This window comes from Streptomyces sp. NPDC016469, assembly GCF_040632905.1.
In the GTDB taxonomy this organism is placed as follows: domain Bacteria; phylum Actinomycetota; class Actinomycetes; order Streptomycetales; family Streptomycetaceae; genus Streptomyces.
In genome coordinates this window covers 1-20831 of record NZ_JBEYCQ010000033.1, presented here as the reverse complement: position 1 = coordinate 20831, position 20831 = coordinate 1, and the positions used below count along the sequence as shown (strand labels likewise).

Sequence of the window (20831 nt, the reverse complement as noted above, 5' to 3'; positions counted from 1 at the left end):
GGAACGTCGACCGAAAGTCCCCCGTGAGGGCGCGCGGCTCTCACGGTCACTCTTCGAGGGGGAGTCCGATGACGAACATGCCGTCACACTTCGGCCCGGAGCTACGCCGATTACGCGTGGAAGCGAATTTGTCCCTGCGCGGCTTGTCCGCAGCGCTCAACTACGACAAGGGATACCTCAGCAAGGTGGAGCGCGGTGAGCGTTCCGCCTCATCCGAACTGGCCCGACGGTGCGACGCCTTCCTCGGCGCGAACGGCCGGCTTCAGCGTCTGGTCACCGAGAGCGCGGACGCCTCGGCTCAGGGCCTCTCGCACCCCGGACGCCGCACGGTGCTCGCGTCTGGGACAGGGGCGATACTCGATCTCGGACTGAAGCTGGGTGGCCGGACAGCCCCCAGCGCCGCCGATCCTCTGTTTCTCTCCTTCCAAGCGCAGTTCCAACAGTTGCGCACACTGGGCCAGTCCACGTCGCCGAAGGTGCTGCTTCCCCTGCTGGAGAGCCAAACACGCCTCGTCGCAGGGCTCGCCGCCGGGGCATCGCCCGCCACGCGCGCCCCCGCCCTCCTGCTCGCGTCGCGGTTCGCGGAATTCACCGGCTGGATGGCTCAGGAGGCCGGGAACACGCCGGCGGCGCTCGACTGGACCGCCGAGGCGGCGGAACTGGCCGACGCCGGGGGCGACCCCCACCTCGGTTCATACGCTCTCGTGCGTCGCGCACTCGTCACCTTCTACGACGGGGACGCGGCGAGCACCATCGCCTTGGCCCGGCGGGCCCAGGGGCGCCATCTGCCATCTCGCATCCGAGGGCTGGCGGCTCAGCGGGAGGCGCAGGGACATGCGCTCCTGGGCGCGGAACGGGACTGCCTCCGCGGGCTCGACAACGCACGCGCCCTTCTGCAGAGCGACGAGGCCGACAGCGGTGCCGGCCCGGCGCTCGGAACCACGCATGTGAGCGATCCGGCCGCGATGACGACCGGCTGGTGCATGTACGACCTGGGCCGCCCCGCGGCAGCCGCCGAGATCCTCGACCGGGAATGCCGCCGACTTCCGGCGCACGCACTGCGCACCCGAGCCCGGTACGGCTTCCGGAGGTCCCTGGCCCATGCTGCTGCCGGAGAGGTCGAGCATGCGTGCGCGATCGCCGGTGAGCTGCTGGGCGTGATGCCTGCCGTTCCCTCGGCAACGGTGAACACCGACGTCCGCCGCCTGGCACGGGAGCTCTCGCGCTTCCGCAGCAATCGGGCCGTGCGCAACCTACAGCCGGCACTGGCACGGGTCCTAGCGCCTGCCCACGCCTGACCCCCTCAACTCCCCCACCCGGCAGCCGGGCACTCCGCCTCGTGCGAGCTGCCCGCGAGAGCCGACCCGGGCTCCCGCCTGCCCTCGCGCCCCACGCGGACACGCCGAGTCGTCGTGGGCGCAGGCAGGCGCCCCATCACACCCTCCCAGCTCAGCTCCTCACGAAGGGAACTCCCATGCCTGACGTTTTCGTCAACTACCGCACCGGTGACGAGGAAACAGCGGCGGCCATGATCGACCGTGAGCTCGCCCGGCGGTTCGGCCGCGAACGGATCTTCTTCGCCAGCGCTTCCATCGAGCCGGGCCGGCGCTTCCCGGCGGAGCTGGTTGACGCGGTGGAAGAATGCCAGGCACTCCTCGCCGTCATCGGTCCCCGCTGGGCCGATGTGCACGGGAGCGACGGCCGTCCCGCCCTCGAATCCGAGCGGGACTGGACCCGCCGGGAGATCGAAACGGCCCTCAGCCACGGGGCCCTCGTCATCCCCGTGCTCGTCGGAAGGGCTACGCGCATCGACCCCGCCGTCCTCCCGGAGGACATGCGGGAGCTGGCGGACTGCCAGTACAAACGGTTCGACCACCGCAACTCCGAGTCGGACCTCAGGGCGCTGGGCGACGCACTCGCCAGGCTGCTGCCGGAGCTGGGCAATGCGGACCGTGACGCACGCGCGGCTCAGGAGGGGGCGGAGGAGAAGTCCCGCAAGCAGGCGGACGGGGAACGCGGGCACACCCGGATGCGCACGCGCGACGTGAAGCAGCGCATCCGCAGCGGCATCGGGAACCTCAACGGTGATCTCGGGACCTACATCAGCGAGCCTCAGGGTCCGGTGAACACGGGCCGGGGAAACCAGTACAACGCCCCCCACTTCGAAGGTGACAACACCGGGGTCCAGTACACGGCGGGCGACAACAGCGGCACCGTCCATCAGCGCTTCGAGCGCGAGCGCCGGCGTTCGGACGACGAGCGATGAGCGATCAGGACCGCGTCACCGTCAACGATCCCCGCGGGCCTGTCAACAGTGGCAACGGCTCTCAGTACAACAACCACTACTACGGCACGGACTGGATGATCCGCAAGGAAGTCGAGACCCTGCGCATTGTCCGCGAGGACCGGGTGCGGCTGGCCGACCGGTTCGTCCGGCCGACGGGTTACCACGTCGCAGCCGACCGTCTGAAGAGGCCGGGGACGGTGGTGCTGGTGGCAGGCCGGCCCGGGAGCGGCCGCCGTGCCGCGGCGATCATGCTGCTGCACGGCCTCGCGCCGGATGACGGCACCGGAGAGACCGGGGCCCGGTTCGACGAGCTTCCCGTGGCGGACAAGGACGCGGGGCCCTTCACGCCGAGCAGGGGCGACCGGTTCCTCCTCGACCTGTCGGGTATCCGCGACGAGAGGACGTACGCCATGGCCCAGCACGATCTGGCCGTGCGCCGGTCGCGGGTCCAGCAGGCAGGAGCCCACTTGGTGGCGGTCCTGCCGTCGGGCCTGGAACACACCCACGCGCCGGACCTGGAGCCGTACATCATCGGGCTGGGACGCCCCAGGGGCCTCGCCGTCCTCACCCGATGTTTCCGCATGGACCGCATGGCCTTCCGCCCCTCGGATCTGCGGAACGCAGAGCTTCAGCAGCTGTGCGACCGCTCACCCATGCATGAACTGGCGAGACTCGCCCGCTTGGTCAGAGCCGCCCGTGACGGCGGACGATTCGGCACCGAGTTCTCAGGCTGGCTCGACCAGGCGGTCCATGCGGTGACCGACCGGGCCGGCGAGGTGGGCCAGCAAGTCGCCGAGGCCCGCGCCACTGCCGAGCGGGCGCTCCTGCTCGCGGCCGCGGTCTTCGAGGGCGCCCGCGCCGACACCGTGTACGAGGTGTGGCGCGGGCTGCTGCGGACGGTCGGCCACGAGGAGGAAACGGCGACCGAGCTCGCGGGTATGGATTTCGGTGAGCGGCTGAACGCGCTCAAGATCGAACGGGGCCCCGACGGACGGCTTCGCTTCGAGCGGCTTGCCTACGCCGACGCGGTACGCACGTACTTCTGGGCGAACTTTCCGGGGGTACGCGACGACCTCAAGGAGTGGATCGGCAGCTCCGCCGGGCACCCCGACCTGACACTTGACGACCGCATCGACCTCGTCATCCGCTTCGGCGGGTGTTCCCTCGCCGTCGAGCGGCCCGAGCATCTCTTCGATCTCGCGGTGCGGTGGGCGGACGGCGCGGCCGGAGCCGCCGGTGACCCGCGTGCTGTCGCGGCCTTCGAGTTGGGCCTCAGTCACGAGAGGTTCGGCGGGTGGTTTCGGAGGCGTATCTATGACTGCGCACGGTCCGGCTCTCCGTCGGACGGCCTCGTACGCGTGCTGACGACCGCCTGCTGCCAGTACCTCAGCACGACGCACCCAGACCAAGCCCTGGTCAGGCTTCACCACCTCGCCGTACGGGACGGTGGCGCCGCCCGCACGGCAAGAGACAGCCTGTTCGAACTCGCCTGCCGCGACCGCCGGCTCTACCGGCTGCTGATCGACCGCTTGAGCGACCGAACGCACCGGGAGCCACGCGCGGCGGCGCCTCACCTGCGCCTGCTCACCGAGCTACTGGCGAGCGACCGTGCCGGGGACCCGCCCTCGTGGCCCGATCTGTTCGTGGGCTGGGAAGCGGTCTTCGCCCGTCCGCCGGACGCCCTCTGGGCGCCGCTGGTGAGCAGTTGGCTGGCCAGCGCGACCGAGGACCACACGCGAGGCATGGCACTGCGTGTGATGGTCGGTGCGACGCACGGCCGCGCGCCCGCCCTGCACCGCCTTTACGCCATCGCATGCACATGGGCGAGGACCGCACCCCACCCCGCCCGGGCATCCGTCGCAGCCCGTTTCTGGAAGCACATCGACCAGGCGCAGTACGGCTGTGCGGAGGGTGCGCAGCGGGCGGGTGCCGGACCACGGACCACGGAAGAGGCACGATGAGAGATCGCTTTCCCGGCTTACTGTTCGTCACCGTGTGCGGCCTTGCTCCAGCCACGCTCGGGAGCCTTCTGGACTGGTCACCCCTGCTCTGGGGCTTCATGTCCATGGTCACTGTGTCGGGCTCCCTCCTGCTCGTACTGGCGATGCGGAGCGGTCACCGCGAGCCGGCTCAGGTCGGCGAACCCACGGAGCCCCGGACGTCGGAACCCCCGGAGCAGCCGTACCAGGAGACTCAGGTGAGCGAAGCGCCCCTGCCCAGCGCGCGGGACGGCTACGACTTCCTCTTCTCCGCCACCGTGTGGTGGCGGGCGGCACCCGGGCATGCCGATTGGTCCGGCAGCGCTTCGCCGGCTCTCGCCGTTTCCGCGGTCGTCAACCGGGCTTCGGCGGTGGTCCGTCATGAGGACCCTGCCCGAGCGAGCTTCGCGCGCTACCTGCTGGAGGGGGAGCTCGGCATCCCGTTCACGGACCGGAGCGGACGGGTGGAGTCCATGGTGGCAGATGTGACCCTGACACTCGCGCCCGCCGACCGCGACCGGCTGAGGAAGCTGAGCGACCTGCGTAAGGACGAGGAGATCTGGGAGCACGAACGGCAGCACGAACGCAGCAAGCGGCGTTACCTGGGTGAAGACGTGCTCAAGAGCACGGGCAGCGCTGTGGTGTGGTGGCTGGCCCGGCACGAGGAGGAGATCGAGAAGGCCGTCGACATGATCGGCCCGCTCGCCCAGGTCGCGGCAGCGGCCAAGGACGAAGAGGTTCCCGACCTCTTCCGGCACCTGCTCGTCCCACCCATGGGCGTGAGGACCGAGGCGACCGTCGGAGGCCCGCAGTGGGAAAACTCCGTCCATGAGAACGGGATGCCCGACCGCGAGGAGGAGGTGGGCATCGCGGAACGGCTGCGCCTGCTGTTGGGGGCAGTCGGCCTGAAGCCGGACATGGACGCATACACGGTCACGGCGCACCGCGTGATGGTCACCCTGGAGGCGGAAGGACTGGACGAAGCAGCCGAGGAGATCCGGCGGGAGTTCCTGCCGACGGACGAGGACGAGCCCAGCGAAGCCCTCGATGACTCGGACAACCGGGGCCAGTGGGGAACACCCACGTACGACGACACAACACCCCCGTACTTCTGGGACACCACCCACACCCCTCACCACGCCGAAGCACCGCAGTCGAACGACGGGGACGATGAGGAGTGGCACTGATCCGGTAACCGCTCGAGGAAACAGGGAGGGGCCAGACCTCACGGTCCGGTCCCTCCCTGAGGCATCTGCCCTGACGGTCAGTCAGGCCGATCAGGCAGCGGGCCCCTACACGTTGAAGCGGAACTCCACCACGTCGCCGTCCTGCATCACGTAGTCCTTGCCCTCCATGCGGGCCTTGCCCGCTGCGCGGGCTTCGGCCACCGAGCCGGTTTCCACCAGGTCTTCGAAGGAGATGATCTCCGCCTTGATGAAGCCCTTCTGGAAGTCGGTGTGGATGACGCCGGCCGCCTCGGGGGCCGTGGCGCCCTTCTTGATGGTCCAGGCGCGGGTTTCCTTGGGGCCGGCCGTCAGGTACGTCTGGAGGCCCAGGGTGTCGAAGCCGACGCGGCCGAGGGTGGCGAGGCCGGGTTCTTCCTGGCCCATGGACTGGAGGAGTTCCAGGGCCTCGTCGTCGTCCAGCTCGATCAGCTCGGACTCGATCTTGGCGTTCAGGAAGATCGCCTCGGCGGGGGCGACCAGCGCGCGCTGTTCGTTCTTGAAGTCCTCGTCCACCAGCTCGTCCTCGTCCACGTTGAACACGTAGATGAAGGGCTTGACGGTGAGGAGGTGGAGCTCGTGGAGGAGGCGGCCCTTTTCCGTGGAGGCCGTGATGCCCGCGTGGAAGAGGGTGTCGCCGGCTTCGAGGATCTTCTGCGCCTCCTCGACGGCTGCCAGGACCGCGACCTTCTCCTTCTGGAGGCGGGACTCCTTCTGGAGGCGCGGGACCGCCTTCTCGACCGACTGGAGGTCCGCGAGGATCAGCTCCGTGTTGATGGTCTCGATGTCGTCCTTGGGCGAGACCTTGCCGTCGACGTGGACGACGTTCTCGTCCTTGAACGCGCGGATGACCTGGCAGATCGCGTCCGACTCGCGGATGTTCGCGAGGAACTTGTTGCCCAGGCCCTCGCCCTCGCTCGCGCCGCGCACGATCCCCGCGATGTCCACGAAGTCCACCGTCGCCGGCAGGATCTTCTGCGAGTCGAAGATCTTCGCCAGGACGTCCAGACGGCGGTCCGGGACGCCGACCACGCCGACGTTCGGCTCGATCGTGGCGAACGGGTAGTTGGCCGCCAGCACGTCGTTCTTGGTCAGGGCGTTGAACAGGGTCGACTTGCCGACATTCGGCAGTCCGACGATTCCGATACTAGTACTCATGCCACAAACGTCCGCTCAGGATCAAGAAGGGTGGGGTCGGCCGCGACGGCGGCCCAGGCGCGCCATCGTCCACGTGCGCGTATCACGGTACAGGGACCGGAGCGAGTAGCTCTCCTTCGAACTCCCGATCGACCCCTCGGGCCCGTGCCGCCGTCGCGGGCGGGCGTGGTCAGAACCAGTGCAGGCAGTGCGGGGACAGGTCGCTCCCGAACAGCGCGTCCGCGCGGGCAGCGGCGGCCGGGTCGTGCGCCCGGATGTGTCCGGCCCGTACGAGCGTGCTCGGGCGGGTGCCGCCGAGGTAGACCGAGCCCAGGTCCCGTACGTCCAACGACAGGTCGGGCCGCCGGTCCGTGGGCACGCACTCCGCCCTGCCGTCCCGGACGGTCAGCAGGTAGCGGCCGTGCTCGCCCAGGAACGGGTCGTCGACGTCCAGCACGAGTTCCCCGTCCGTGCACCAGCCGCGCTCCGTCAGCGCACGCGGTACGTCGAGGAGGCGCACCCAGAGCCAGTCGGTGAGGCCGCCGATCTCGCCGGCCCGGAGGTCCGCGAGCTGCCAGCGCAGCGGGTGCTCGGGCGGGAGGTGCCGGAAGACGACCTGGGAGACCAGGTCGTGCCCGAGGGCGTACCCGGCCAGGGCGGTGAAAGCCGCGCCCCCGAGGGCGATGGTCTCGTCCACCGTCAGGGTGCCGGCCTCGGTCGAGTAGCTGGCGTACCCGTCCGGCGTACCGTCCGCGTCCCGGTGGACGGCCACGTAGCGGGGTGCCCGGGACACCGGCGGCTGGCCCGCGCCCAGCTCCCACCAGCGGTGCGGCCGGGACAGCGCGCCGGGCTGCGCGCGGCGGTAGCGGTCGTAGACCGCTTCGAGGATCTCGCCGCAGTCGGCCCGCCGCAGGACCTCGACCGAACCGGTGTCCTCGTCAGCCGCCTCGCCGCGCGGCGCAGCCCACTCCGCCCGGTGCCGCGGCACCGTCAGCCGTGCCGTGGACGTCGCGGGGCCGTACCCGAACCGGCCGTAGATCCCCGCCTCCGAGGCCAGCAGCACCGACAGGAACTCGCCCCGCTCCCGCACCTCGGCGAGCTGGTGGCGCATCATCGCGCCGAGCACGCCGCGTCGCCGGTGCGAGGGCACGACGCCGACGGCGGTCACTCCGGCGGCCGGGACGGGCTTCCCGCCGGGCAGGGTGAGCTCGAAGGAGTACGCGGCGGCGGTGCCCACGGGCTTCCCGTCCGGTGCCACGGCGAGCAGGCCGCGGTCCATCTCCAGCGCCGACCACCACCGTCCGCCGTCCGCGATCGGGGTCTCCGGAAACTGCCCGAAGGCCGTGTGGACGGTCTCGACGAAGACCTCCAGGTCCTCATCGGTCGTGGGACGGATCTCCATCACTGCCGCTTTCTCCTCGGGTGCGGAAGGGGGCCCAGCGTACGGGTGGCCCCGAGCCGGGCGCACAGGCATTACTCGTGGGCGGAGCGCAGGGTCACGGCCCCGCGGAAGTCCCCCGGGGACATCCTCGACATCGCGTCCAGCAACGCGTCCGGCACCGGCAGCAGATGGGCGTCGACCCAGGTGTCCCCGGTCGCGCCGTTGGCCCACGGGTCATCGATGACCACGGCACCGGGCACGACCCCGTGGCAGAGCACCCAGTGCGGTACCTCGAACCCCTGCATCGCGGCGAGCGAGAGCAGCAGGAGTACGTGTTCCCGCCGGCCGATCGCGTCCCGGACCGCGCTCAGGGGGAAGTGGCCGGGGTCGACCGGGACGCCGATGCGCCCGGCCTCCGTACGCGATGCCCGCTGGAGCAGCGCGCGCCACTCCTGGTCGCCGGGGGCGAGGTGGTCGAGCATGACCGGCCGGTCCGTGTCGAGGTGGACCGTCACCTGGGACGACGGCCGTGCCCGGCGCAGGGCGACGCCCAGGCCGACGGGCTCGCAGGCCATGAAGTTGGTCGCGTCGCGCCACAGCGTCAGCTCCGCCCCGCGGTCCAGCGCCTCGCGGGGCAGGACGCCCGCATGCACCTGGGCGACGAGGGCGGTGACGGCGCCGCAGGTGAAGTGGGTGGTCTGCCCGTAGTACGGAGGCGCGGTCACCGCGTCGTCGTTCAGCCAGCGGACGTAACCGGCGGCCGGACCGGCCGCGCCCTCCGACTGCGAGAGCGGCGGCTCCAGAGCGGCGAAGCCCGCGGCGGCGGCCTCCTCCGCCGTGGCCGTCCACCCCTCCCACTTCAGCTGTACGAGCCCCCGGTCGCGCGCGTGGGCGGCGACGGCTCCGATGACGGCCGGTACGTCGCCGACGGCATCCACGATCTTCAGATACGCCGTGTCCGGGCGGGCGGTCACGAGCGCGGCGCCCGTCCACTCCTCGCCGTCACCGGTCACGGCGACGATGTGCGGGGCGTGGGCGGAGCGGTCGACGGCGCGCCAGCGCTCCGCCACGTCCTGATGTACGAGCGGGGCCGGTGCGGTGCCGGGCTCGTACGGCACGACGATGCTGTCCACGGACGGCATGGGGCCTTCTTGCAGGGAGGATGACATCGAGTGCTCCAGAGAAAGTCACGCGCGGGACTGCTTGAGCACCCACACGAAGTACGGCGCGCCGACCAGCGCGATCATGAGGCCCGCCGGCACCTGGGAAGGGGCCGCGACGGTGCGGCCGAGCGCGTCCGCCACGCACACCAGCACCCCGCCGAGCAGCATCGCGACCGGGATCGCCCGGGCCTGCCGGGCGCCCACCAGGGACCGGGCGAGGTGCGGGGCGACGAGGCCCACGAAGCCGACGACACCGACGGCGAGCACGCTGAGCGCGGCGAGCACCGCGGCGACCGCCAGCGCGGCGAACCGGGTGCGCTCCACCCTGACGCCGACGATGCGCGGGGTGTCCTCGTCGACGGCGAGCAGGTCGAGCCGCTCGCGCATGGACAGCAGTACGGGAAGCGCGAGCGCCAGCGCCACGGCGACCGGGACGACGTCGGAGAACGTACGGCCGTAGGTCGTGCCGGAGAGCCAGGTGAAGATGCGGGGCGTGTTGTACGGGTCGGCGCGCAGCAGGAGGAAGGTGGTCACGGCGCTGAGGCCGTACCCCACACCGATGCCGATCAGTACGAACCGGTCGGGCAGGAAGCCCCCGCGCCAGGCCAGCAGGGCGATCACCGCGAAGGTGGCGAGCCCGGCCGCGACGGCGACCGCGACGAGCGCCGTCCGCCCGTCGCCGAGCCCCGAGGTGACGACGCCCGCGGCGCCCAGCCCGGCGCCCGCCGTGATGCCGAGGATCCCCGGCTCCGCGAGCGGGTTGCGTACGGTGCCCTGCACCACGCATCCGGCGAGTCCGAGCGCCATGCCGGCGAGGACGGCGGCGGTGACCCGGGGCACCCGGTCGTCGAGGGCCGCCCCGATGAGGTCGGGGGCGGTGCCCTGGATCCAGAGGGCGAGGTCCCCGGTCTTCAGCCAGAGGCTCCCCGCCAGGGTCCCGACGAGAGCGGCCGCGAGCAGCAGGGCCGCCGCGCCGGTCACGACGAGGAGGTAGGCGCGCCGGGAGCGGGCGGCGACCCGTGCCCGTGGGGGCTGCTGGATGCGGCCCGTGTCGCGCAGCCGCAGCGCCAGGACCACGATCACGACGGAGCCGAGCAGCGCGGTCGGCACCCCGGTGGGGATGGAGGCCGCCCCGTCCGCCCCCTGCACCGCGCGCAGGACCGCGTCCGCGAGCAGGATGAGCAGCGCGCCGACCAGGCCGGCCGCGGGGATCAGGAACAGATGCCGGCGCAGCGCGCGGACCCGCCCGGCGATCAGGCGGGCCAGGACGGGGGCGCCGAGCCCGACGAACGCCATCGGGCCCGCGAGGGTCACCGAGGTGCTGGTCAGGAGGACCGCGCAGACCACGGCGGCCACCCGGGTGCTCCGGACCGGCACGCCGAGGGTGGCAGCGGTGTCGTCGCCCAGGTTCATCACGTCAAGGCGCCGGGACAGCGCCAGGGCGGCGCAGAGCACCAGGACGACGAGGGGGACGGCGCGCAGCGACGCGTCGATGTTCAGCTGCGCGAGCGAGCCGCTCCCCCAGGCGTAGAGGCCGGTGGTGTTCTGCTTGAACAGGATGAGGAGCATCCCGGTCGCTGAGTCCAGGGCCATCGCCATCGCCGATCCGGCGAGGATGAGGCGGGTGCCCGAGGTGCCCGCCGCCCGGCCCGCGAGGAGCAGCACGACGGCCGCCGCGACCAGGCCGCCGGCGAAGGCGACGACGCCCGAGGCCCACAGCGGTACGGCGAGGCCGAAGGCGGCGACGAGCGAGACGGCGAAGTAGGACCCGGCCGAGACCGCGAGGGTGTCGGGCGAGGCCAGCGCGTTGTGCGTGACGGACTGGAGCAGGGTGCCGGCGCAGCCGAGGGCGAAGCCCACCGCCACGGCCGCGAACAGGCGCGGCAGACGGGAGCCGGTGAGGATCTCGCCGACCGGCGCGCCGTCGGCGCCCTCCCGTTCCCCGGCGAGGTGGCGGACCAGGTCGCCGACGCCGACGCCCGATGTGCCCTGGGTCAGGTGCCACAGGCCCACCAGGACGGTCGCGGCGAGGAGGACCGCCAGGACGGCCGCCCCGGCGGGGCCGCCGCCGCGTTCCAGGGGTGGACGCGGCGGCGCTTCCGACGCGGGCGGCGCTGTGCGTACGGCGCTCACTTCTTGGCGAGTACGTCGACGTAGGCGTCGATCGCCTGCTCGTTGGAACGGGGGCCGCCGGCGCCCCAGACCCGGGCCGGGAAGGCGTGGGCGCGGCCTTCCTCGACGGCCGGGAGCTTCTTCCAGATCGGGTTCTTACGGAGCGCGGCGACATAGCCGCCGGCGCCCTCGTCGTTGGCGTAGAAGAGGTTGGCGTCGCCCACCGCGACGAGTCCCTCGACGTCCGTCTGCGCGAGGCCGTAGGCGGGGTCGACCCCTCCGTCGCCGTGCTCCTTGTTGACGCTGCTGGTCCACGCGGGCTTCAGGCCGAGTTCCTTGCCCAGTTCGGTGAAGAGGGCGCCGTCGCTGTAGGGGCGGACGGTGAGGTTGTTGCCCTCCAGCCAACCGTCGAAGAACACGAAGTCCTTCGTCGGCAGGTCGGCGTCGGTGACCTGCTGCTTCGCCTTCGCGAGGTGGTCGTCGAACTCCTTGAGCACCTGGTCGGCGCGCTCGGTGCGTCCCGTGGCCTCGCCGATCATGCTGAAGACCTGGCGCATGTTCCCGATCGGGTCCTTCGGGTCGGCGCCGCGCGTGGCCAGCACGGGGACGCCGCGCTTCTCCAGCTTCTTGATCATCTCGTCCTTGGCGTCGAACGCCTCCACGACGATGAGGTCGGGCTCGGCCGCGTACAGGGTGTCGAGGTCGGGTTCCTCACGGGTGCCGATGTCCGTCACGCCGCCGGGCAGCTTCTCCGCGCTGACCCAGGTGCTGTACCCCTTCGCGTCCGAGACGGCGGTGGGGGTGACGCACAGGGTCAGCGCGTCCTCGACCTGCTGCCATTCCAGGACCGCGATGCGCTTGGCGGGCTTGTCGAGCTTCACCTGCCGGCCGACGCCGTCCGTGAGGGAGACCGGCTCGGTCGACGTGGTCGTGGTGTCGTCGGCGCAGCTCTTGGAGGCGGGGGCGGCCTTGGCGCTGCTCTTGGCCGTGACGTCGTCGGCGTCGGTCGTGCCGCAGGCGGCGAGGGCGAACAGGGCGAGCCCGGTCGTGGCTGCGGCCGTCAGGCGGCTGGCGCGGTTCATGGAGGGTCCTCTTTCTCGCATTTTCGAAGGGTGCGTCGGAGCGCCGCACGGCCGCTCCGGAAGGGGTGGCGGCCTCGTCAGGAGAGGTGGCGCCCGAGGGGGTCGATGCGCAGCCGGCCCGTACGCGGGTCGAGGGCGACGTCGACGCGGATGTCGTAGACCAGGCCGATGTTCTCGGCGGTGAGCACGTCGGCGGGGGCGCCCGCCGCGTGGATACGGCCGGCGTGCATGAGGACCAGCGTGTCCGCGACCCGGGACGCCTGGTCGAGGTCGTGCAGCACGATCCCGACGGCGAGGCCGTGGCGCTCCACGAGATCCCGCACCAGGTCGAGCGTCTCGAACTGGTAGCGCAGGTCCAGGTGGTTGGTCGGTTCGTCCAGCAGCACGACACCGGTGTCCTGGGCGAGGCAGGCCGCGAGCCAGACGCGCTGCATCTCCCCGCCGGACAGCTCGCCGACCTGCCGGTCCGCCATGTCCCGTACGCCGGTGGTGCCCATGGCGCGGTCGACGGCGGCACCGTCCTCGGGGGCCGGTCCGGCGAAGCCGCGCCGGTAGGGGTGGCGCCCGAACGCCACGACCTCCGCGACCGTCAGCCCCTGGGGTGCGGGCCGCGACTGGGAGAACAGGGTGACCTCGCGGGCGAAGTCACGGGGACTGAGCAGGGCCGCGTCACGCTCGGCCGCTCCGTCGGAGGCGCCGAGGGTGACCCGGCCGCCGTCCACCTGGTGCAGCCGGGAGAGCGCGCGCAGCAGCGTGGACTTCCCGCTGCCGTTCGGCCCCACGAGGGCGGTCGCGCGGCCGGGCTCCAGGGTGACCGAGACACCGTGGACGACCGGCTCGCCGCCGTAGCGCAGCACCAGGTCGCGCCCGTGGAGCGCGGCCGCCGGTGCGGCGGGGCCGTCCGGGAGTCTTCCGGCACGGCGGAAGGGGCTTGTGAACATGAGGAGGTCCGGGTGATCGGAGGGGCGCGGAGTGGGCACCCCCCGCCCGGCCTTCACGGGCCGGGCCGCACGCTCTCCCGTACGCGGGCAGCACCGCATACGGCGAGCAACAACTAAGGGTTACCTAACTCGAAGAAGACTATATTCCGCTTGTCAGGCAGACAATCCGGTGTTCTCGCCACCCGATACGGAATTCCGGACATCCCCGGACGGGGCCACCGGCCCGAAGAACGCGCCGGGCGTGGTGCCCATGACGCGCCGGAAGGCGGCGATGAAGGAGCTGGGCTGCGCGTAGCCGAGCCGCTCGGAGACGGACATCACATCGAGACCGTCGGACAGGAGCGTCAGCGCCCGGTGCACCCGCAGCATCTGCCGCCACTGCGCGAAGGAGAGCCCGGTCGACCGGCGGAACGCCCGGGTGATCGTGCGCTCGCTGGTCCCCAGCCACCGCGCCCACTCCTCCAGTGAGCGGCCGTCGGCGGGATCGTCCAGCAGGGCTTCGGCGATCGCGTCGATCCGGGGGTCACCGGGCAGCCGCAGCGCCAGCTGGTGCTCCGAGGGCTCGATCACGTCGAACACGACGGCCTCCGCCCGCAGCCGGGCCGCCTCGGCGAGATCCGTGCGCGACAGGTGCGTCAGCAGCGATACGAGCAGCGGGGTCATCGCGATCGCCTTCGGCTCCCCGAACGCGAACGGCGTGCGGTCGGGGGTGAAGAAGGCGCTGTGGAACCGCGCACCCTCCGTCGCCCGGCCCGCGTGCACCACTCCGGCGGGCATCCAGAGCCCGTGCCCCTCGAACACGGTGAAGACCCGGTCGCCCACCCGGGACGTCAGCGTTCCGCCGCGCACCCAGACGAGCTCGTGCAGCAGGTGCGCGTGCCGGGCCCACTCCGTGGGGGCGGGGACGATCCGGAACTCCGCGACGACGGCGCCGGAGGCCGGCGCCCGCTCCGGGAGCGCCCCGGCCCGACGTACGACCGTGCCCGCCTCGCGCCGCCACAGCCCCGGGCTCACCTCACCACGGGACGACGACCGGACCATGCGGACGAGTCTAAGCGGCCCTCCCGGCCCGGTTCCCGTTGCGCCGTGTGGCATCGAACTCATCGCCAAGGTCGGCCAAAGCGCGTGTCCCGCACCTGGTTCCGGCCTCCCGGCGACCTACGTTGTCCCGGTGGAGCAGCACAGGACACGTCCCCCGCAGCGCAGGCAGACCCGGCAGGCCCCGTTGTCCCCGCTGGGGGCGGCCAAGGAAGCCGGGAAGGCCGGCGGCACGGGGGCCCTCGGTCACCGGGTGATGAGCGCGCCCGCCGGGCGGCCGGTCTCCCCTGCCGTGGGCGCTCTGCGCCGGCTGCCCAATCCCCGGCTCACCGGAATCGGCGCCGGGCTCTTCGCGGCCGCCGCGATGTTCCTGATCGGCTGCCTGGACCGGCTGCTGTTCGACGAGTCCCCTGTCGTGTTCGGGCTGCTGTTCCTGCCGGTCAGCGCGCTGACCGCGCTCTGGGTGCGGCCGGCCGACCTGGTGACCGCGCCCATCAGCGTGCCCATCGCCTTCGCGCTCGGCATCGCGCCCCTCTCGGGTGGCTCCGGCGGCCTCGGCGGGCAGACGATGGCCGTCGTCACCGCCCTCGCCGTGCACGCCGGCTGGCTGTACGGCGGCACCCTCGTCGCGGGCCTCATCGCCTCCGTACGCAAGGTGCGGCTGATGCGGGCCCGGCAGCGGCGGCTGATGTCGGCCGCGCACACCGCCCGGCCGGCCACCACCGCCCCGCCGTCACCGGCGGCCCGCGCAGCGGGACGGGCGCCCCGCCGGCCTTCCCAGCGCTGAGCCGGGCTTCCTCGCGCTGAGCGCGGCCGCCCCAGCGCTGAGCCGGCCCCCTCGCGCCGAGCCGTCAGTCCGAGGCGGCCGCCTTCGCGGCCATCGCCGCGCCCACGATCCCCGCGTTGTTCTGGAGCTCCGCCGGGACCATTTCCGCCCGTACGTGTTCGATCAGCGGCAGGAACTTGTCGGCCTTGCGGCTGATTCCGCCGCCGATGATGAACAGTTCGGGCGAGAACAGCATCTCCACGTGGGCCAGGTACTTCTGGACCCGGCGGGCCCAGTGGTGCCAGCCCAGGTCCTCGTCCTCCTTGGCCTTCGTGGAGGCGTGCTTCTCCGCGTCGTGGCCGTTGAGCTCCAGGTGGCCCAGCTCCGTGTTGGGGACGAGCCCGCCGTCGATGAAGAGCGCGCTGCCGATCCCGGTACCGAAGGTCAGCATGATCACCGTGCCCTCGCGGCCCCGGCCCGCGCCGAACGTCATCTCGGCGATGCCCGCCGCGTCCGCGTCGTTGAGCACCGTGACCGGGAGGCCGAGCTTGTCGCCGAGCAGGCGACGGGCGTCCTGGTCGATCCAGCCCTTGTCGACATTGGCCGCGGTGCGGGTGACACCGTCCGTGACGACGCCCGGAAAGGTGATCCCCACGGGGCCCTTCCAGTCGAAGTGGCCGACGACCTCGGCCACGCACCCGGCCACGTCCTGGGGCGTCGCCGGGTGCGGGGTCAGTACTTTGTGGCGCTCCCGCGCCAGGTCTCCGCGGTCCAGGTCCACGGGAGCACCCTTGATCCCGGATCCGCCGATGTCCACGCCGAAGATCTCCATGTGATCCACCGTACGGGCACCGGCGCGCGATCACTCCCGGAACGGCACCCGAAGGTGCCGCCGGCTACTCGCCCTTCAGGGCCGCCGCCTCCGCGCGCAGGTCGCGGCGCAGTTCCTTGGGGAGCGAGAAGACGATGGACTCCTCGGCCGCCTTCACGATCTCGACGTCCTCGAAACCCCGCTCGGCCAGCCACGCGAGCACGCCGTCGACCAGCACCTCGGGCACGGACGCGCCGGAGGTGACGCCGACCGTGGAGACGCCGTCCAGCCATGCCTCGTCGATCTCGTCGGCGCCGTCGACCAGGTGGGAGGCGCCGGCGCCCGCGCCGAGGGCGACCTCGACCAGGCGGACCGAGTTGGAGGAGTTCTTCGAGCCGACGACGATCACCAGGTCCGCGTCCGCGCCCATCTGCTTCACGGCGATCTGGCGGTTCTGCGTGGCGTAGCAGATGTCGTCGCTCGGCGGCGAGATCAGGAGCGGGAACTTCTCCTTGAGGGCGCCGACCGTCTCCATGGTCTCGTCGACCGAGAGGGTGGTCTGGGAGAGCCAGACGACCTTGGACGGGTCGCGCACCTCGACGTTCTCGACGTCCTCGGGGCCGTCGACCAGGGTGATGTGGTCGGGGGCCTCGCCGGAGGTTCCGATGACCTCCTCATGGCCCTCGTGGCCGATGAGGAGGATGTCGAAGTCGTCCTGCGCGAAGCGGACGGCCTCCTTGTGGACCTTGGTGACCAGCGGGCAGGTCGCGTCGATGGTGGCGAGTTTCCGCTCGGCCGCCTCCTGATGCACGGTCGGAGCGACGCCGTGCGCGGAGAACATCACGATCGAGCCCTCGGGGACCTCCGCCGTCTCCTCGACGAAGATCGCGCCCTTCTTCTCCAGGGTCTGTACGACGTACTTGTTGTGGACGATCTCGTGGCGCACGTAGACCGGGGAGCCGTACTGCTCCAGGGCCTTCTCCACGGCGATCACGGCACGGTCCACGCCCGCGCAGTAGCCACGGGGAGCGGCGAGGAGGACGCGTCGGGGGGTCGTAGCAGTCATGCGTCCCATCGTAAGGCCGTATCGGACGGGCGCGGGGGGCAGCAGGTCGGGAGACTGATCTTGACGCGACCAATGGAGGGCTCATGGCCGACAGCGGTACGGAACCCGGCGGCGAAGGCTCCACGGAAAGGGCCCGGCTTCGCCGGACCCTCGGTTTCCGGGACCTGGTGGTCTACGGGCTCCTCTTCATCGCCCCCATGGCACCCGTCGGGGTGTTCGGGACCCTGGACGCGAAGTCGGACGGGGCGGTCGCGCTGGTGTACGTCGCCGCGACCGTCGTCATGGCGTTCACCGCGTTCAGTTACGCGCAGATGGTGCGGGTCGCCCCGATGGCCGGGTCGGTGTTCGCGTACGCCCGCAAGGGGCTCGGCGAGGGGCCCGGCTTCATCGCCGGGTGGATGGCGATGCTGGACTACCTGCTGATCCCGGCCGTGGCGTACCTCTTCTCGGGGATCGCGATGAACTCGCTGGTTCCCGGTGTCTCGCGGTGGGTATGGACGGCGCTCGCGGTGGTCGTGACGACGCTGCTCAACCTGTGGGGCGTGCGGGCCGCGGCGCGGGTGGGGTTCGCGGTGCTGGCGATGGAGATCGTGGTGCTGCTGGTGTTCGTGGTCTCCGCCGTGGTGGTCCTCGTACGGGACGGGGCGCAGCGCGGCTGGCTGTCGCCGCTCACCGGGGATTCCGGGTTCTCCACGACGGCGGTGCTGGGCGCGGTGTCCGTGGCGGTGCTCTCGTATCTCGGGTTCGACGCCATCGCCTCGTTCGCGGAGGAGGTGACGGGCGGCTCCGCGCAGGTGGCGCGGGCGGTGCTGTTCTGCCTGGTGCTCGCGGGGACGCTGTTCGTGGCGCAGGCGTATCTGGCCGCTCTGCTCGAACCGATGACCTCGGCGGAGCTGACCGCGGATCCGGGGGCGCAGGGCTCGGCGTTCTACGACACGGTGGACGCGGCGGTGGGGACCTGGCTGCACGACCTGGTGGCGGTGAGCAAGGCGATCGGGGCGGCGTTCGCGGCGCTCGCGGGGCAGGCGGCGGCGGGGCGGCTGCTGTTCGCGATGGCCCGTGAGCGGCGGCTGCCGGGGCTGCTGTCGCGGGTCGATCCGCGGTCCGGGGTGCCCCGGGTGGCGATCACGCTCGCGGCCGTCGTGACGCTGGTCGCGGCGGTGTGGGCGGCGCGGCGCGACGACGGGCTCGACCATCTGGTCTCGGTCGTGGACATCGGGGCGCTGACGGCGTTCGTCCTGCTGCACGCGTCGGTGGTCGGCTGGTTCGTGGTGCGGCGGATGGCGGGGCCGCCGAGCTGGTGGCGCCACCTGGTGGTGCCGGTGGTGGGCGCGGCGGTACTGATCGCGGTGATCGTGGAGGCGACGGAGAGCGCGCAGGTGGTGGGTGCCTGCTGGCTGGCCGTGGGGCTGGTGGTGGTCCTGGTGCAGCGGGGACGGCGGGGCGTGGCCGCTTAGGGCCGGTCCCGTTGTCGGTCCCGGCCGTTACGCTCGCTCGCATGGCTCTGAACACTTCCCCGGAAGCCCCGCTGCCCGTCGGTGACGTGTCGCGGCTCATCGGCGGCTGGATCGACCGGCTCGGTTCGGTCTGGGTCGAGGGCCAGATCACTCAGCTGTCCCGGCGGCCCGGTGCCGGGGTGGTGTTCCTGACGCTGCGCGACCCCTCGCACGACATCTCGGTGAGCGTGACGTGCTTCCGGCAGGTCTTCGACCGGATCGCCGACGTCGTCTCGGAGGGCGCGCGGGTCGTCGTCCTCGCCAAGCCCGAGTGGTACGCGCCCCGGGGGCAGCTGTCGCTGCGCGCGACGGAGATACGGCCGGTCGGCATCGGCGAGCTGCTGGTGCGCCTTGAGCAGCTGAAGAAGTCCCTGGCCTCCGAGGGGCTGTTCGCCCTGGACCGCAAGAAGCCGCTGCCCTTCCTGCCGCAGCTGATCGGCCTGGTCTGCGGCCGGGCATCGGCGGCCGAGCGCGATGTCCTGGAGAACGCCCGCCGCCGGTGGCCCGCCGTCCGCTTCGAGGTCCGCAACACCGCGGTGCAGGGGGTGCACGCGGTGAACCAGGTCGTGCGGGCGGTCAAGGAGCTGGACGGCATCCCGGACGTGGACGTGATCGTCGTGGCGCGCGGCGGCGGCAGCGTCGAGGACCTGCTGCCGTTCTCGGACGAGGAGCTGATCCGTACGGTCGCTGCCTGCCGTACGCCGGTGGTCTCGGCGATCGGGCACGAACCGGACTCCCCGCTGCTCGACCTCGTCGCGGACGTGCGGGCGTCGACGCCCACGGACGCGGCCAAGAAGGTCGTGCCGGACGTGGGCGAGGAGCTGGACCGGGTGCGGCAGCTCCGGGACCGGTCCCTGCGGACGGTACGGGGGCTGCTCGACCGGGAGGAGCGGGGCCTGGCCCACGCACTGGGGCGGCCCTGCATGGAGCACCCGCGGCGGATGGTGGACGAGCGCGAGGCGGACGTCGACGCGCTGGCCGGCCGCGCCCGCCGGGTGCTGGGCCATCTGCTGGACCGGGCCGACTCGGAGCTGGCCCACACCAGGGCCCGGGTGCTCGCGCTGTCGCCCGCAGCGACCCTGGAGCGCGGTTACGCGGTGCTCCAGCGCGCCGACGGGCACGTGGTCCGGCAGCCCGCGGAGGCGGGCGCGGCCGGGGAGCCGCTGCGGGCGCGCGTGTCGGGGGGCGAGTTCGCGGTGCGGGTCGCGGAGTAGGCGCCGCCCGGGCCCTGCGGAGCAGGCCCGCAAACGACGTACAGGCCGGACACATGCCGACGCATAGGGTGGAACACATGACGGACGACGGAACGGCGGTCTCCGCCGCGACGAGCCCGCTGGGCTACGAGCAGGCGCGCGACGAGCTGATCGAGGTGGTGCGCCGGCTGGAGGCGGGCGGGACCTCGCTGGAGGACTCCCTCGCGCTCTGGGAGCGCGGCGAGGAGCTGGCGAAGGTGTGCCGGCACTGGCTGGAGGGTGCCCGCGCCCGGCTCGACGCCGCGCTCGCGGGTCCGGCGGAGGAGGAGGGGTAGCCGCTTATTCCGGCTCCCCGGGGTGAGTCTCCCCACTTCTGGTTTAGTTGAATGTTAATGCACTTTCGCCGTACGGTGATCGTCGTGGCCGGATCCTCCGTGTCCGTGACCCGATCCCCCCGTGTACGTCCGGAAGGTAATACGCACGATGTCCCTCGTTCTTGACCCCGCCGCCCAGGACCTCCTCTTCCGTGAGGCCCGCACCGCCAACACGTTCACCGACGAGCCGGTGACGGACGAGCAGGTCCAGGCCATCTACGACCTGGTCAAGTACGGCCCGACCGCCTTCAACCAGTCGCCGCTGCGCGTCGTGCTGGTGCGTTCCGACGAGGCCCGCGCGCGCCTGGTCCAGCACATGGCCGAGGGCAACCAGCCCAAGACCTCGACCGCGCCGCTGGTCGCGATCCTGGCCGCGGACAACGAGTTCCACGAGGAGCTGCCGGCCCTGCTGCCGCACTTCCCGCAGGCCAAGGAGATGTTCTTCTCGGAGCGCCCGGTCCGCGAGTCCGCCGCCTCGCTGAACGCGGCCCTCCAGGCCGCGTACTTCATCATCGGCGTCCGCGCCGCCGGTCTGGCCGCCGGCCCGATGACCGGCTACGACGCCGCGGGCATCGAGAAGGAGTTCCTGGACGGCGACCACAACGTCCTGATGGTCGTCAACATCGGCAAGCCGGGCGAGGACGCCTGGTTCCCGCGCCTGCCGCGCCTGGCGTTCGACGAGGTCGTCAAGACCGTCTGAGCCGAGCCCGCCCGGGCGGCGTACGGATACGGGGAAGGCCCCGGAGCGAGAGCTCCGGGGGCGGGCCCCGGTGCGGAAGGGC

Annotated in this window: 18 protein-coding genes; 9 read left to right on the top strand and 9 right to left on the bottom strand. The window is 71.9% G+C overall.

All coding sequences use genetic code 11. The features are described from left to right. Positions 1–77 precede the first annotated feature (77 nt). The 4 genes from ABZ565_RS29450 (at position 78) to ABZ565_RS29435 (ending at position 5453) form a co-directional block, all read left to right on the top strand. Positions 78–1298, top strand: coding sequence for a helix-turn-helix transcriptional regulator (locus ABZ565_RS29450; RefSeq protein WP_361033490.1), 1221 nt, complete (start codon positions 78–80; stop codon positions 1296–1298). Between the two features lie 176 nt (positions 1299–1474). Then, positions 1475–2266, top strand: coding sequence for a TIR domain-containing protein (locus tag ABZ565_RS29445; protein ID WP_361033372.1), 792 nt, complete (start codon positions 1475–1477; stop codon positions 2264–2266). After that, complete coding sequence (locus tag ABZ565_RS29440; protein WP_361033369.1) at positions 2263–4248, top strand: hypothetical protein; 1986 nt, start codon at positions 2263–2265, stop codon at positions 4246–4248. Before ABZ565_RS29445 ends, ABZ565_RS29440 begins: the two co-directional genes overlap by 4 nt. A gap of 236 nt (positions 4249–4484) precedes the next feature. Continuing rightward, complete coding sequence (locus ABZ565_RS29435) at positions 4485–5453, top strand: hypothetical protein (protein WP_361033366.1); 969 nt, start codon at positions 4485–4487, stop codon at positions 5451–5453. Between the two features lie 105 nt (positions 5454–5558). On the opposite strand, the gene ychF is transcribed toward ABZ565_RS29435, so the two are convergent. From ychF to ABZ565_RS29400, 7 genes are all read right to left on the bottom strand, one after another. Continuing rightward, on the bottom strand, positions 5559–6647 hold the full coding sequence (gene ychF, locus ABZ565_RS29430) for a redox-regulated ATPase YchF (protein WP_361033363.1): 1089 nt from the start codon (positions 6645–6647) through the stop codon (positions 5559–5561). 169 nt (positions 6648–6816) lie between these two features. Next, positions 6817–8028, bottom strand: a complete 1212-nt coding sequence (locus tag ABZ565_RS29425) for a GNAT family N-acetyltransferase (RefSeq protein WP_361033360.1) — start codon at positions 8026–8028, stop codon at positions 6817–6819. Positions 8029–8099: 71 nt separating this feature from the next. Next, complete coding sequence (locus ABZ565_RS29420) at positions 8100–9149, bottom strand: peptidase C39 family protein (protein ID WP_361033357.1); 1050 nt, start codon at positions 9147–9149, stop codon at positions 8100–8102. 45 nt (positions 9150–9194) lie between these two features. Then, entirely contained in the window at positions 9195–11303 is a 2109-nt protein-coding gene (locus ABZ565_RS29415; RefSeq protein WP_361033354.1) for an iron ABC transporter permease, read from the bottom strand. Beyond that, positions 11300–12364, bottom strand: a complete 1065-nt coding sequence (locus ABZ565_RS29410; RefSeq protein ID WP_361033351.1) for an iron-siderophore ABC transporter substrate-binding protein — start codon at positions 12362–12364, stop codon at positions 11300–11302. The genes ABZ565_RS29415 and ABZ565_RS29410 overlap by 4 nt, the downstream gene beginning before the upstream one ends. Positions 12365–12441: 77 nt before the next feature. Beyond that, positions 12442–13305, bottom strand: coding sequence for an ABC transporter ATP-binding protein (locus ABZ565_RS29405; protein ID WP_361033348.1), 864 nt, complete (start codon positions 13303–13305; stop codon positions 12442–12444). Between the two features lie 153 nt (positions 13306–13458). Continuing rightward, positions 13459–14346: an AraC family transcriptional regulator gene (locus tag ABZ565_RS29400; RefSeq protein WP_361033345.1), complete on the bottom strand. Its 888-nt coding sequence runs from the start codon at positions 14344–14346 to the stop codon at positions 13459–13461. Positions 14347–14599: 253 nt separating this feature from the next. Here ABZ565_RS29400 and ABZ565_RS29395 point away from each other — a divergent pair, with 253 nt between their 5' ends. Continuing rightward, positions 14600–15130 (top strand): DUF6542 domain-containing protein, encoded by a 531-nt coding sequence (locus ABZ565_RS29395; RefSeq protein WP_361033487.1) that lies wholly within the window; start codon positions 14600–14602, stop codon positions 15128–15130. A 64-nt stretch (positions 15131–15194) separates the two neighbouring features. Here the strand turns inward: ABZ565_RS29395 and ppgK are convergent, their stop codons facing one another. Then, positions 15195–15941, bottom strand: coding sequence for a polyphosphate--glucose phosphotransferase (ppgK, locus tag ABZ565_RS29390; RefSeq protein WP_361033342.1), 747 nt, complete (start codon positions 15939–15941; stop codon positions 15195–15197). A 64-nt stretch (positions 15942–16005) separates the two neighbouring features. After that, positions 16006–16986, bottom strand: coding sequence for a 4-hydroxy-3-methylbut-2-enyl diphosphate reductase (locus ABZ565_RS29385; protein ID WP_026242553.1), 981 nt, complete (start codon positions 16984–16986; stop codon positions 16006–16008). Between the two features lie 83 nt (positions 16987–17069). Between ABZ565_RS29385 and ABZ565_RS29380 the strand changes: the two genes are divergently transcribed. From ABZ565_RS29380 to ABZ565_RS29365, 4 genes are all read left to right on the top strand, one after another. Further along, positions 17070–18443 carry an APC family permease gene (locus tag ABZ565_RS29380; RefSeq protein WP_361033339.1) on the top strand — a complete coding sequence of 458 codons (1374 nt, stop codon included), beginning with the start codon at positions 17070–17072 and terminating at the stop codon, positions 18441–18443. A gap of 41 nt (positions 18444–18484) precedes the next feature. Then, on the top strand, positions 18485–19696 hold the full coding sequence (xseA, locus tag ABZ565_RS29375) for an exodeoxyribonuclease VII large subunit (RefSeq protein ID WP_361033336.1): 1212 nt from the start codon (positions 18485–18487) through the stop codon (positions 19694–19696). A gap of 77 nt (positions 19697–19773) precedes the next feature. Next, complete coding sequence (locus tag ABZ565_RS29370; RefSeq protein ID WP_361033333.1) at positions 19774–20010, top strand: exodeoxyribonuclease VII small subunit; 237 nt, start codon at positions 19774–19776, stop codon at positions 20008–20010. A 148-nt stretch (positions 20011–20158) separates the two neighbouring features. Further along, on the top strand, positions 20159–20749 hold the full coding sequence (locus ABZ565_RS29365; RefSeq protein ID WP_361033330.1) for a malonic semialdehyde reductase: 591 nt from the start codon (positions 20159–20161) through the stop codon (positions 20747–20749). Positions 20750–20831 lie beyond the last annotated feature (82 nt).